The sequence below is a fragment of the Variovorax sp. RKNM96 genome (assembly GCF_017161115.1).
GTDB lineage: Bacteria > Pseudomonadota > Gammaproteobacteria > Burkholderiales > Burkholderiaceae_C > Variovorax.
Genome location: NZ_CP046508.1, coordinates 1,197,751 through 1,211,537, shown reverse-complemented (window position 1 = coordinate 1,211,537; position 13,787 = coordinate 1,197,751). Strand labels below are relative to the sequence as shown.

Here is a 13,787-nt window from a genome sequence, read left to right as displayed (position 1 = left end):
TCAGTGTGAATGGCGTGGAACGGCGGAGCCTCTGCAGCCCACCAGAAAGTCGAAGTCGCAGCCTTCATCGGCCTGCAGCACGTGGTTGACGTAGAGCTTCTGGTAGCCGCCGCCGCGCGTGCTCATCGGTTGCGCATCGGATGCGGACAGCGACGCGAGGCGCGATGCGAGTTCCTCGTCGCTGATGTCGAGGTGCAGGCGCCCCGCATCGCAATCGAGCTCGATCCAGTCGCCATCGCGCACCGCGGCAAGCGGCCCGCCATCCGCGGCTTCGGGCGCGACGTGCAGCACCACCGTGCCATAGGCCGTGCCGCTCATGCGTGCGTCCGAGATGCGCACCATGTCCTTCACGCCCTGGCGCAGCAGCTTCGGCGGCAGGCCCATGTTGCCGACCTCGGCCATGCCGGGGTAGCCCTTGGGGCCGCAGTTCTTCAGCACCATCACGCAGCTCGCATCGATGTCGAGCGACTCGTCGACGATGCGCTCCTTGTAGTGCTCCAGGTTCTCGAACACCACGGCGCGGCCGCGGTGCTTGAGCAGTTCGGGCGTTGCCGCCGAGGGCTTGAGCACCGCGCCGCGCGGCGAGAGATTGCCGCGCAGGATGCGGATGCCGCCATCGGCGATCAGCGGGTTGTCGAGCGGGCGGATCACCTCGTCATTGAGGCTCGGCGCCTCGCGCACGTTGTCCCAGATCGACTGGCCGTTGACGGTGAGCGCGCCGGGGTGCGGCAGCAATCCGTTTTCGCCGAGCCGGCGCAGCACCGCGGGCAAACCGCCTGCGTAATAGAACTCCTCCATCAGGAAGCGCCCCGAAGGCATCAGGTCCACGATGGTCGGCGTGTGGCTGCCGATGCGCGTCCAGTCTTCCAGTTCGAGATCGACGCCGATGCGGCCCGCAATCGCCTTCAGGTGAATCACCGCATTGGTCGATCCGCCGATGGCCGCGTTCACGCGAATCGCGTTCTCGAAAGCCTCGCGCGTGAGGATCTTCGAGAGCGTGAGCCCTTCCTTGGCCATCTGCACCGCGCGCATGCCCGACATCTGCGCGAGCACGTAGCGCCGCGCATCGACCGCCGGAATCGCCGCGTTGTGCGGCAGCGAGGTGCCCAGCGCCTCGGCCATGCAGGCCATCGTCGAGGCCGTGCCCATCGTGTTGCAGGTGCCCGCCGAGCGCGACATGCCGCCCTCGGCCGAGAGGAACTGGTGCAGGTTGATCTCGCCCGCCTTCAGCGATTCGTGTAGTTGCCACACGGCCGTGCCCGAGCCGATGTCCTTGCCGTCGAGCTTGCCGTTGAGCATCGGCCCGCCGGTCACCACGATGGCCGGGATGTCGCAGCTTGCCGCGCCCATCAAAAGCGCGGGCGTGGTCTTGTCGCAGCCGGTGAGCAGCACCACCGCATCGACCGGGTTGCCGCGAATCGCTTCTTCCACGTCCATGCTCGCGAGGTTGCGCGTGAGCATCGCGGTCGGCCGCAGGTTCGATTCGCCATTGGAGAACACCGGGAACTCGACCGGGAAGCCGCCTGCTTCGGAGATGCCGCGCTTCACGTGCTCCGCGATCTTGCGAAAGTGCGCGTTGCAGGGCGTGAGCTCCGACCAGGTGTTGCAGATGCCCACGATCGGCCGGCCGTCGAACTCATGGTCCGGAATGCCCTGGTTCTTCATCCAGCTGCGGTACATGAAGCCGTTCTTGTCGGCCGAGCCGAACCATTCGGTCGAGCGCAGTTTCTTCGGAGGGGTGTCCGGCATGCGAAGGTGTCCTGAGAGAAAGGAGAGAGAGAGAGAAAAAAAAAGAGAACGTCAGCGCCGGGGTGCGCGCGAGGTGAAGAAGCGCTGCAGCAGGCAGAACACGAAGAGCAGCGCGCCGACGACGATGCGCGTCCACCATGAGCTGAGCGTGCCGTCGAAGGAAATCAGCGTCTGGATGATCCCGAGCATCAGCACGCCGAAGAGCGTGCCCGCCACATAGCCCACGCCGCCGGTGAGCAGCGTGCCGCCGATCACCACCGCCGCGATGGCGTCGAGCTCCAGCCCGAGCGCATGCAGGCCGTAGCCCGAGAGCATGTAGAAGGTGAATATCACGCCCGCCAGCGCCGAGCAGAAGCCCGAGAGCGTGTACACGCCCACGAGCGTGCGGCGCACCGGCAGGCCCATCAGCATCGCCGAGTGCTCGCTGCCGCCGATGGCGTACACCGCGCGGCCGAAGGGCGTGCAATGCGCGATGAACACTGCGGCCAGCAGCACCACGATGGCGATCACCGCGCTGATCGAGACCGAGGCCTCGCCCCAGATCGGAATGCGGATCTGCGAGACCTCCGAATAGAACTCGTTGGTGATGCTGATCGAATCGATGCTGATGAGATAGCAGAGACCGCGCGCGAGAAACATGCCCGCGAGCGTGACGATGAAGGGCTGCAGCCGGAAGCGCTCGATGAGCAGGCCCATGAACGCGCCGAACGCAGTGCCCATCACCAACACCAGCGGAATCACGATGGCCGGGCTCCAGCCATGCTTTTCGACCAGCGAGGCCGACACCATCGTCGTGAGCGCGATCACCGAGCCCACCGAGAGGTCGATGCCGCCCGAGAGAATCACGAAGGTCATGCCGACCGCGACGACGATCAGGAAGGCGTTGTCGATCAGCAGGTTGAGGAACACCTGCGCCGAGAAGAAGCCGTCGTAGAACACCGAGCCCAGCGTCGCCATCAACATGAACAGCGAGATGGTCGCCGTGAGCGGCAGGTACTTCGGATTGAGCCCTGCCTTCCGCCCTCTCCCGCGCGCGGGAGAGGGTTGGGGTGAGGGTGCAGCGCTGGTCTCGATCACCGCGCTCATGCCCGTCCCCCTTCATGCGCCGGTCGCTGGACGAGCGACCGCACCTCCGCCCTGAACTCCGGCGACTGCAACAGCATCACCACGAACACCACCACCGCCTTCACCACGAGGTTGATCTCGGGCGGCACGCCCAGCGAATAGATCGCATAGGTCAGCGTCTGGATGATCAGCGCGCCGATCACGCTGCCCACGAGGCTGAAGCGCCCGCCCGTGAGCGCCGTGCCGCCGAGCGTGACCGCAAGGATCGCGTCGAGCTCCAGCAACTGGCCGGCGTTGTTGCCGTCCGCGCTCTTGACGTTCGAGCTGATCAGCAAACCTGCTACGCCAGCGCAGGCACCGCAGAACGCATACGCACCGACGACGAGCCTTCGCGCCTGGATGCCCGCGACCCGCGCCGCCGTCGGGTTGATCCCCACCGCCTGAATGAAAAGCCCGAGCGCCGTGCGCGTGATCGCGAGATACAGCAGCACGAACACCGCCGCCACGATGAACAACGAGAACGGCAGGCCCAGCAGGTAGCCGCTGCCGAGGAAGAAGAACGGCTTGTAGTAGATCGTGATGATCTGCCCGTCCGCAATGAGCTGCGCGATGCCGCGCCCCGCCACCATGAGGATCAGCGTCGCGATGATCGGCTGCATGCCGACCTTGGCGACCAGGAGCCCGTTCCACAGCCCGCACAGCAATGCGACACCGATGGCCGCGAGGATCGCGAGCGACATCGGGAAGCGGCTCACATCGCTGGACACCGAGCCGCCGATCATCCAGGCCGCAACCGATGCCGCGATCGCCACCACCGCCCCGACCGAGATGTCGATGCCGCGCGTGGCGATTACCAGCGTCATGCCAAGCGAGACCAGCACCAACGGCGCCGCGCGGTTCAGGATGTCGATCAGGCTGCCGTAGAGATGGCCCTCGCGCCATTCGAGGTGCAGGAAGCTCGCGTTGAATGCGGTGTTGATTGCGAGCAACAAGAGCAATGTGACGATGGGCCAGGCAAGGCGGTGGCCCATGAGGGAAGAGAGGCGCGTCATGTCTTCTGCCTTGCTCCTTCCCCTTCCGTGGGAAGGTTGGGATGGGGGCATGCGGCCTCGAACACTGCGCGACGGTGAAGGCCGCGTGCCCCCACCCCGGCCCTCCCCCGGAAGGGGAGGGAGAAAGACAGGAAAGGCGAGTGGCTCATGCTGCAGCAATCATTTCGTAGACCTCGTCCTCGGTCGAGCCACCCGGAAGCTCACCCACCTTCTGCCGGTCCCGCAGCACCACGATGCGATGCGCCACGCGCACCACCTCGCTCATCTCCGACGAGATGAAGATCACCGCCATGCCCGCGCGCGCAAGCCGCAGGATCTCTTCCATGATTTCCTGCTTGGCCGCGACGTCGATGCCGCGCGTGGGCTCGTCGAGGATCAACAGGCGCGGCTCGGTGGCGAGCCAGCGCGCGATCATGGCTTTCTGCTGGTTGCCGCCCGAGAGCAGGCCGATCGGCGTTTCGACGCTCGCCGTCTTGATGCCCAGCGAAGCGACGAAGCGCTCGGCCATCGCGGTCTGCTCCGCATGCGAGAGAAATTTCCGCGTGCCCAGGCGGGCCTGCAGCGCGAGCGCGATGTTCTCGCGCACCGACAGCTCGGCCACGATGCCATCGGTCTTGCGCTCTTCAGGGCACAGCGCGAGGCCTTCGCGGATCGCATCGGCCGGATTCGAGAAAGTGACGGAGCGACCGTCGATTTTCAACACGCCACGGTCGGGCGATTCAAGGCCGAACAGGAGGCGGGCTAGCTCAGTGCGGCCGGCACCGAGCAGCCCCGCGATGCCAACGACCTCGCCGGCACGCACGCGTAAATCGGTCGCCTGCAATTGCCCCGCTTGGCCCAGCCCTTCGGTCTGCAGCAAGGCGGGCGCGGCTTCATCGAATGCGGGCAGTGCGGCAGGCCGTGCCGACTGCGCGGCCAGTTCGCGCCCGAGCATCGCCGCGATCAACGCCTGCGGGCCGAGGTCCGCCGCTTTCCATTCGCCCACCCAGTTGCCATTGCGCAGCACGGTGATGCGATCCGACACCGCATACATCTGGTTCAGGAAGTGCGTCACGAAGACGATCGCGAGCCCTTCGCCGCGCAAGCGCCGCAGCACCTCGAACAGCTTTTCCACTTCGTCGTCGTCCAGGCTCGATGTCGGCTCGTCGAGGATCAGCACCTTCGACGACACACCGAGCGCCCGCGCGATCGCCACCATCTGCTGCACCGCGACCGAATAGCTCGACAGCAGCCGCGTCACGTCGATATCGAGACCGATGCGCGCCAGCAACTCCTCTGCCCGGCGATTCACCGCCGCCCAGTCGATGCGAAAGCCCTGCATCGCACCGCAGCGCGGATAGCGCCCCGCGAACACGTTCTCCGCCACCGAGAGGTTCGGGCACAGGTTCACTTCCTGGTAGACCGTGCTGATGCCCAGCTTCTGCGCCTCCAGCGGCGAGCCAGGCCGGATGGCCTGGCCATCGAGGAACATCTCGCCGCCGCTCGACGGCAGCACACCCGTCAGCACCTTGATGAGCGTCGACTTGCCCGCGCCGTTCTGTCCCATCAGCGCATGGATCTCGCCCGGGTAGAGCTTCAGCTGCACATCGTTCAGCACGGAGATGCCGCCGAACTGCTTGTGGATGCCCCGCAGTTCCAGCACGGGGGAGGCAGTGCTCTGGCTCATGCGCCTACTTGTTCTTGTTGTAGACGTCGATGAACACCGCCGCCAGCAGCACCAGCCCCTTGATGACCTGCTGGTAGTCGATGCCGATGCCGAGGATCGACATGCCGTTGTTCATCACGCCCATGATGAAGGCGCCGATCACCGCGCCCATCACCCGGCCCACGCCGCCCGAGGCCGAGGCGCCGCCGATGAAGCAGGCCGCGATCACATCGAGCTCGAAACCCAGGCCCGCCTTGGGCGTGGCCGTGTTCAGGCGCGCCGCGAACACCAGGCCCGCCAATGCAGCCAGCGCGCCCATGTTCACGAAGGTGAGGAACGCGAGCCGCTGCGTCTTCACGCCCGACAGCCGCGCCGCCTTCTCGTTGCCGCCCAGCGCATAGATGCGCCGGCCGATGGTGGTGCGGTTGGTGACGAAGTCGTACACCACGATCAGCACCGCCATCACCACCAGCACGTTGGGCAGGCCCTTGTAGGTGGAGAGCAGGTAGCTGAAGAAAAGGATGATGGCCGCGAAGAACAGGTTCTTCACGAGGAAGAAGGCATACGGCTCCTGCTCCATGCCGTGCGCCTTGAGCTTGGCGCGCCCGCGCAGCTTGAAGAACACCAGCGCCGCAGCCGCGAGCGCACCCACGATCAGCGAGGTGGTGCGCAGCGTGTCGCCGCCCAATGGATCGGGAATGAAGCCCGAACTCAACCGCTGGAACTCCACCGGAAACGGCCCCACCGACTGCCCCGCGAGCAGCGCCAGCGTGAGCCCCTTGAACACCAGCATGCCCGCGAGCGTGACGATGAACGACGGGATCTTTCGGAACGCCACGAACCAGCCCTGCGCGGCGCCGATCACCGCGCCGGCCGCGATGCTGACGATGGCGGTGGGCACGAAGTGCCATTCGTACTCCACCATCAGCACTGCCGCGAGCGCGCCGATGAAGCCGCAGACCGAGCCCACCGACAGGTCGATGTGCCCCGCCACGATCACCAGCAGCATGCCCAGCGCCATGATGACCACGTAGCTGTTCTGCAGCAGCAGGTTGGTGAGGTTCAGCGGCCGCAGCAGCGTGCCGTCGGTCAGCACCTGGAACAGCACCATGATCGCGACCAGCGAGATCAGCATGCCGTACTCGCGCAGGTTGTTCTTCAGGAAGCCCACATGGAGCTTCGCGGCGACCGGGGTTGTGGGTGCGGCGCCTTGCACCGCATTCGCTTCAGGCTGCGACATGCACGCTGCTCCCTGCGCTCACGATCGCATGCATGATGCGCTCCTGCGAAGCCTCGGCCGCGGTGAACTCGGCCACGAAGCGACCCTCGTTCATCACGTAGATGCGGTCGCACATGCCGAGCAACTCCGGCAGTTCGGAAGAAATCATGAGAATGCCTTTGCCCTCGCTCGCGAGCTGGTCGATGATGGTGTAGATCTCGTACTTGGCGCCCACGTCGATGCCGCGCGTGGGTTCGTCCAGGATCAGCAGTTCGGGCTTGGTGAAGAGCCACTTGCTCAACACCACCTTCTGCTGGTTGCCGCCCGACAGGTTGACCACCAGCTGCTCGACACCCGAGCAGCGGATGTTCAGCGCCTTCTTGTAGTCGTTGGCGACCTTGAATTCGCGGCCGTCGTCGATCACCGAGCGCTCGGAAATCGCATCGAGGTTCGCGAGGCTGATGTTCTTGCGGATGCCTTCCTCCAGCACCAGCCCGAGGCCCTTGCGGTCTTCGGTGACATAGGCGATGCCGTGGTCGATGGCCTTGCGCACGGTGCTCACGTCCACCGGCTTGCCGTGCATGAGCACCGAGCCGCTGATGCGCTGTCCGTACGACTTGCCGAACACGCTCATCGCGAGTTCGGTGCGGCCCGCGCCCATGAGGCCCGCGATGCCGACGATCTCGCCCTGGCGCACATGCAGGTTCACGCCCTTGATCTGCTCGCGGTCGGCATGCAGCGCGTGGTGCACGCGCCAGTCGCGCACCTCCAGCACCGTCTCGCCGATCTTGGGCGAGCGCTGCGGGTAGCGATGCTCCATGTCGCGGCCGACCATGCCGCGGATGATGCGGTCTTCGCTGATCGGGTCGCTGCGGCAGTCGATGGTCTCCACCGTCGCGCCATCGCGCAGCACGGTGATCGAATCGGCCACCTTGGCGATCTCGTTGAGCTTGTGCGAGATGAGGATCGATGCGATGCCCTGGCGCTTGAGTTCGAGCAGCAGCGCGAGGAGCGCATCGCTGTCGTTCTCGTTGAGGCTCGCGGTGGGCTCGTCGAGGATCAGGAGCTTCACTTCCTTCGCGAGCGCCTTGGCGATCTCCACCAACTGCTGCTTGCCGACACCCAGGTCAGTCACCAGCGTGGTGGGCAGTTCCTTCAGGCCCACCTTCGCGAGCAGCTCGCGCGTCTTCGCATAGGCGGCGAACCAGTCGATCACGCCGCCGGTGGCGATCTCGTTGCCGAGAAACAGGTTCTCGGCAATCGAGAGCAGCGGCACCAGCGCCAGCTCCTGGTGGATGATGATGATGCCGAGCTTCTCGCTGTCGGCGATGCCCTTGAAGCGGCGAAGCTCGCCCTCGAAATGGATCTCCCCGGTGTACGAGTCGCACGGGTAGACGCCGCTCAGCACCTTCATGAGCGTCGACTTGCCCGCGCCGTTCTCGCCGACCACCGCGTGGATCTCCCCCGCGCGCACGGCGAGGTTGACGTTGCTCAGGGCCTTCACGCCCGGAAACGTCTTGGTGATCCCGCGCATCTCGAGGATCGTGCGTTCGCCTCCGTTCACTTGACCTGGCTTTCCTTGTAGTAGCCGCTGTCCACCAGCACCTGCTTCCAGTTCGAGGCGTCCACGCTCACGGGCTTGAGCAGGTACGAGGGCACGACCTTGATGCCGTTGTTGTAGGTCTTGGTGTCGTTCACCTCGGGCGTCTTGCCCGAGAGCATGGCGTCGACCATCGCGACCGTCACCTTGGCCAGCTCGCGCGTGTCCTTGAACACGGTGGAGGTCTGTTCCTTGCGCAGGATCGACTTGACCGACGGCACCTCTGCGTCCTGGCCCGAGACGATGGGCATCGGCTGCGAACCCGAGCCGTAGCCCACGCCCTTGAGCGACGAGAGGATGCCGATCGAAAGGCCGTCGTACGGCGACAGCACCGCATCCACGCGGTCCTTCGTGTAGTAGGCCGACAGCAGGTTGTCCATGCGCGCCTGCGCCACCGCGCCGTCCCAGCGCAGCGTGCCGACCTTGTCCATGCCCATCTGCTTGCTGCGCACCACGAGCTTGCCGCTCTTGATGTAGGGCTCCAGCACCGACATCGCGCCGTTGTAGAAGAAGAAGGCGTTGTTGTCGTCGGGCGAGCCGCCGAACAGCTCGATGTTGAACGGGCCCTTGCCGCTCTTGAGGCCCAGCGCCGCTTCGATGGACTGCGCCTGCAGCACGCCGACCTGGAAGTTGTCGAAGGTGGCGTAGTAGTCGACGTTCTTCGAGCCCTTGATGAGCCGGTCGTACGCGATGACCTTCACGCCCTTGTCAGCCGCCTTCTGCAGCACGTCCGAGAGCGTGGTGCCGTCGATGGCCGCGATCACCAGCACCTTGGAGCCCTTGGTCACCATGTTCTCGATCTGCGCGAGCTGGTTCGGGATGTCGTCGTCCGCGTACTGCAGGTCGGTCTTGTAGCCCTTGTCCTTGAAGTACTTGACCATGTTCGCGCCGTCGGCGATCCAGCGGGCCGACGACTTGGTGGGCATCGAGATGGCGATCAGGCCCTTGTCCTGCGCGTTGGCCAACGGCGTGAAGCCCACGACGGCGAAAGCCAGGCCGGCGAGCGAGGCCTTGAGGAAGTTGCGTTTCATGTGTGCGTGCTCTTCTTAGTACTTGCGGTTCGGGAATTCCTTGGCGGCGACTTCCATGGGGAAGATGCCTTCTTCGGTCACGATGCGCTTGGGCAGTGTCTTGCCGGCCTTGATGTCCTTCACGGCGCTCATCAGTTGCGGGCCGAGCAGCGGGCTGCATTCCACCGACACATTGAGCTTGCCGGCGATCATGGCTTCGAAGGCGCCCTTCACCCCGTCGATCGAGATGATGGTGATGTCCTTCGCGGGCTTCATGCCGGCTTCCTCGATGGCCTGGATCGCGCCGATGGCCATGTCGTCGTTGTGCGCGAAGAGCACGTTGATCTTCTTGCCATCGGCCTTGAGGAAGGCCTCCATCACTTCCTTGCCCTTGGCGCGGGTGAAGTCGCCGGTCTGCGAGCGGATGATCTTGAACTTCGGATCGGCCTTGATGATTTCCTCGAAGCCCTTCTTGCGGTCGATGGCCGGGGCGGAGCCCACGGTGCCCTGCAGCTCGACGATGTTCACCTCGCCCTTCTGGTCCTTCATCTTCTCGACGAGCCAGCGGCCGGCCTTGCGGCCTTCCTCGACGAAGTCGGAACCCATGAAGGTCACGTAGAGCGTGTCGTCCTTGGTGTTCACCGAGCGGTCGGTCAGCACCACCGGGATCTTGGCGGCCTTGGCTTCGCGCAGCACGGTTTCCCAGCCCGACTCGACCACGGGCGAGAACGCGATCACGTCGACCTTCTGCGCGATGTACGAGCGAATCGCCTTGATCTGGTTCTCCTGCTTTTGCTGCGCATCGGAGAACTTGAGCTCGATGCCCGCTTCCTTGGCCGAGGACTTGATCGACTCGGTGTTGGCGGTGCGCCATTCGCTCTCGGCGCCCACCTGTGCAAAGCCCAGCACGAGCTTCTTCTGCGCGAAGGCGGAGGCGGGCAGCAGGCTGCCCAGGGACGCTGCGGCGAGCGCGATGTTGAGGGTGCGGCGATTCATGGTCATGGGATGTCTCCTTCTTGATGTCTCGAGGACTTTGCTGTTGGTGTGGTGAACGAAACCCGGTTGGTCAGGCCAGCATGTAGCCGGTCTTGACCGTCGTGTAGAACTCCGCGGCGTGGCGCCCTTGTTCGCGCGGCCCGTAGCCCGACCCCTTGCGGCCGCCGAAGGGCACGTGGAAGTCCACCCCCGCGGTCGGCAGATTGACCATCGTCATGCCGACCACGGCATGGCGCCTGAAATGCATCGCGTGCTTGAGCGAGTTGGTGCAGATGCCCGCGCACAGGCCGAAGGGCGTGTCGTTGCACAGCGCCAGCGCCTCGTCGTAGTCGTCGGCGCGCAGCACGCAGGCGAGCGGCCCGAAGATCTCCTCGCGCGCAATGCGGTGCGAAGGCTTGGCCAGGAACAGCGCGGGGCTCATGTAGTAGCCCGGCGTCGAACGCTCGAGCGCCTCGCCGCCCCACACATGCTCGGCGCCCTCCTCGCGCGCGATGTCGACCCATGCGAGGTTCATCGCAAGCCGCTCTTCGTCGGCCACCGGGCCGATGTCGATGCCGCGTTCGAGGGCGTGGCCGATCTTCAACGTCTTCAGGCGCTGTCGCAGCTTCGCCACGAAGGCGTCGTGCACCGCCGCTTCGACGATGAGCCGGCTCGACGCCGTGCAGCGCTGCCCCGCGGAAAAGTAGGCGCCCTGCACCGCGCAATCGACGGCGCGGTCGAGGTCGGCATCGGCCAGCACGACGAGCGCGTTCTTGCCGCCCGTCTCCAGCTGCACCTTCGCGCGCCGGGTGGCTGCTGCCTGCAGCACGCGCTCGCCGTTGGCGGCGGAGCCGGTGAAGCTCAGCGCATCGACCAGTGCGCTGTCGACCAGCGCCTGACCCACTTCGCGGCCGCTGCCCATCACGAGGTTGAAGGCGCCCGCCGGCAGGCCGGCGCGGCTGATGATTTCGGCCAGCGCGCCGCCGCAGGCCGGCACCAGCTCGGCCGGCTTGAACACCACGCTGTTGCCATGGGCGAGTGCCGGCGCGATCTTCCAGGCGGGAATCACGAAGGGGGCGTTCCATGGCGTGATGAGCCCGGTCACGCCGACCGCCTCGCGCGTCACGTCGACCTGCACGCCGGCCCGCGTCGAGGCCATGTTCTCGCCACCGCCGCCGCGCAGCGCTTCGCCCGCGAAGAACTTGAAGACCTGCCCTGCCCGCGCTGTCTCGGCGACGGCCTCGGGCAGCGTCTTGCCCTGCTCGCGCGCCAGCAGCAGGCCCAGTTCGTCCTTGCGCGCCAGGAGCTCGGCGCCGATGCGGTCGAGCACGTCGGCGCGGCGCTGCGGGGTGCTGTGGCTCCAGTGCGGAAAGGCCTCGGTGGCCGCGCGGATGGCGGCCTCGGCCTGGCGGCGATCGGCGCGTGCGTACTCGGCGACCACCTCGCTGGTGTCCGACGGATTGGCGCTCACACCGGTGGTCGCGCTGGTTTCCCAGCGGCCGTTGATGTACTGCCGCACGTTCTGATGGATCTCACCGTGGATCACGAGGGCGCCGATCTTTGTCTCTTGTTTTGAATTGGCGTGAGTCTAGGAACAGAATTGATATCGATCCAATCGTTTTTTCGACAAAATGCATATCGATCGCCGGATTCTGGAAAACCCGATAAGCCCTTAGTTCCACGAAGTCATGACCAACTACAACCACTGGTTTATTCGCGCGCGGCTCAAGACACGGCAACTGCTGTTGCTGGTCGCGCTGGCGGAGGAAGGCAACATCCATCGCGCGGCGCAGGTGCTCAACATGACGCAGCCCGCAGCGTCGAAATTGCTGAAAGACCTGGAAGACGTGCTGGAGGTGCCGCTGTTCGACCGCCTGCCGCGCGGCATGCGGCCCACCTGGTACGGCGAGACGATGATCCGCCACGCCCGCGTCGCGCTCGCGAGCCTGAACCAGGCGCACGACGAACTCACCGCGCTCAAGGCGGGACGCTTCGGGCAGGTGAGCGTGGGCGCCATCACCGCGCCGGGGCTGGCGCTGCTGCCGCCGGCCGTCGCGATGGTCAAGCGCGAGCAGCCCGACCTGCGCGTGTCACTGGAAATCGAAACCAGCCCGGTGCTGATCGAGCGGCTCGAGCAGGGCAAGCTCGACATCCTCGTGGCCCGGCTCTTCGCCGAGCACGACAAGTCGCAACTGCGCTACGAGGCCCTGAGCGAAGAGCCGGTGTGCGCGCTGGTGCGGCCGGGCCATCCCATGCTCGGCGAGAGCGGGCTCACGCTGCGCGACGTGGTCGGCGCCGGCTGGATCGTGCCGCCCGCGGGCAGCGTGCTGCGCCACCGCTTCGAGCTGATGTTCCAGGAAGAAGGGCTCGCGCCGCCGGCCAACACCATCGAGAGCTCGGCCCTGCTCTTCATCACGCGGATGCTGCAGCAGAGCGACATGGTGGCCGTGCTCGCAACCGACGTGGCGCGCTACTACGCGGCGCACGGCATCGTGTCGCTGCTGCCGCTCGACATGCCCTGCCACATGGACCAGTTCGGCATCATCACGCGCACCGACCGGCTGCTGTCGCCTGCGGCGCGGGTGATGATGAAGGCGCTCAAGACCGCCAGCATGAGCGTCTACGGACGCAAGCTGGAAATGGACTGATCAGGTCCAGCCCGCGTCCACCGTGAACTCCTGCGCGGTGCACATCTTCGCGTCGTCGGATGCCAGGAACAGCACCATGCGCGCGATGTCTTCCGGCATCAGCTTGTCGGGCAGGCACTGGTTGCGCTTCAGGGCCTGCTCGCCCTCTTCATCGAGCCACAGCTTCACCTGCCGCTCCGTCATCACCCAGCCCGGCGACACGGTGTTGATGCGGATGCGGTCCTTGCCCAGATCGACCGCGAGCCCGCGCGTGAGCCCGTTCACCGACGACTTCGCAATGGCATAGCAGGGATAGCCCGAGCCCTTTGTCTGCCAACCCGTGGAGCCGAGGTTGACCACCGAGCCGAAGCCCAGCCGCTTCATGCCCGGCACCACGGACTGGATCGCGAACAGCGCCGGCCGCTCGTTGATCGCCATGCGGTTGTCGTAGTACGCGGGCGTGACCGATTCGAGCGTGTGGCGGTCGTCGCTCGCCACGTTGTTGACCAGCACCGCGAAGTCGCCGCACTCGGCGGCCGCATCGGCGATGGCGGCTTGCAGCGCGCCGATGTCGCGCACGTCGCAGGCGCGCCACCAGGGCGCGTCATGGCCGGCTGCGACGATCTGCTGCGCGAGCGCGGCGCTGGCGCTTTCGGCGATGTCGACGAAGGCCACCCGCGCACCCTGCGCGGCGAAAGCGGCGACGATGGCCGCGCCGATGCCGCTGCCGCCACCGGTGACGAACACGGTGCGGCCTTTCAGGCTCGGATGGATCGAAAGATTCGGTGAATTCAAGAAGCGTCTCCAGTGAGGCTGGAAAGTGACATTGCAAAATGCATATCGAT

General features: G+C 65.8%; 11 protein-coding genes. 1 reads left to right on the top strand and 10 read right to left on the bottom strand.

The features are described 5' to 3' along the window. The 9 genes from GNX71_RS05520 to GNX71_RS05480 all read right to left on the bottom strand — a co-directional run bounded on the left by GNX71_RS05520 (position 1) and on the right by GNX71_RS05480 (position 11,861). The gene (locus GNX71_RS05520) at positions 1-1,749 is read right to left on the bottom strand and encodes an IlvD/Edd family dehydratase (RefSeq protein ID WP_206177386.1); all 1,749 of its coding nucleotides are present in this window, start codon (positions 1,747-1,749) and stop codon (positions 1-3) included. 51 nt (positions 1,750-1,800) lie between these two features. Continuing rightward, a complete protein-coding gene (gene yjfF / locus GNX71_RS05515) occupies positions 1,801-2,835 on the bottom strand; it encodes a galactofuranose ABC transporter, permease protein YjfF (protein WP_206177385.1) in 1,035 nt (344 codons plus the stop codon). Then, positions 2,832-3,866: an ABC transporter permease gene (locus GNX71_RS05510; RefSeq protein WP_206177384.1), complete on the bottom strand. Its 1,035-nt coding sequence runs from the start codon at positions 3,864-3,866 to the stop codon at positions 2,832-2,834. The genes yjfF and GNX71_RS05510 overlap by 4 nt, the downstream gene beginning before the upstream one ends. Before the next feature lie 145 nt (positions 3,867-4,011). Beyond that, the gene (locus GNX71_RS05505; RefSeq protein ID WP_206177383.1) at positions 4,012-5,532 is read right to left on the bottom strand and encodes a sugar ABC transporter ATP-binding protein; all 1,521 of its coding nucleotides are present in this window, start codon (positions 5,530-5,532) and stop codon (positions 4,012-4,014) included. Between the two features lie 4 nt (positions 5,533-5,536). Then, on the bottom strand, positions 5,537-6,751 hold the full coding sequence (gene mmsB / locus GNX71_RS05500) for a multiple monosaccharide ABC transporter permease (protein WP_241027175.1): 1,215 nt from the start codon (positions 6,749-6,751) through the stop codon (positions 5,537-5,539). Beyond that, positions 6,738-8,264, bottom strand: a complete 1,527-nt coding sequence (gene mmsA, locus GNX71_RS05495; RefSeq protein ID WP_206179355.1) for a multiple monosaccharide ABC transporter ATP-binding protein — start codon at positions 8,262-8,264, stop codon at positions 6,738-6,740. Before mmsA ends, mmsB begins: the two co-directional genes overlap by 14 nt. A gap of 26 nt (positions 8,265-8,290) precedes the next feature. Beyond that, positions 8,291-9,361, bottom strand: a complete 1,071-nt coding sequence (gene chvE / locus GNX71_RS05490) for a multiple monosaccharide ABC transporter substrate-binding protein (RefSeq protein WP_206177382.1) — start codon at positions 9,359-9,361, stop codon at positions 8,291-8,293. Between the two features lie 15 nt (positions 9,362-9,376). Next, positions 9,377-10,342 carry an ABC transporter substrate-binding protein gene (locus GNX71_RS05485; RefSeq protein WP_206177381.1) on the bottom strand — a complete coding sequence of 322 codons (966 nt, stop codon included), beginning with the start codon at positions 10,340-10,342 and terminating at the stop codon, positions 9,377-9,379. Positions 10,343-10,406: 64 nt separating this feature from the next. Next, entirely contained in the window at positions 10,407-11,861 is a 1,455-nt protein-coding gene (locus tag GNX71_RS05480) for an aldehyde dehydrogenase family protein (protein ID WP_206177380.1), read from the bottom strand. A 142-nt stretch (positions 11,862-12,003) separates the two neighbouring features. On the opposite strand from GNX71_RS05480, the gene GNX71_RS05475 reads away from it, so the two are divergent. Beyond that, positions 12,004-12,963 carry a LysR family transcriptional regulator gene (locus tag GNX71_RS05475; protein WP_206177379.1) on the top strand — a complete coding sequence of 320 codons (960 nt, stop codon included), beginning with the start codon at positions 12,004-12,006 and terminating at the stop codon, positions 12,961-12,963. Here GNX71_RS05475 and GNX71_RS05470 read toward each other — a convergent pair whose 3' ends face one another. Further along, positions 12,964-13,737, bottom strand: coding sequence for an SDR family oxidoreductase (locus GNX71_RS05470; RefSeq protein WP_206177378.1), 774 nt, complete (start codon positions 13,735-13,737; stop codon positions 12,964-12,966). Positions 13,738-13,787 lie beyond the last annotated feature (50 nt).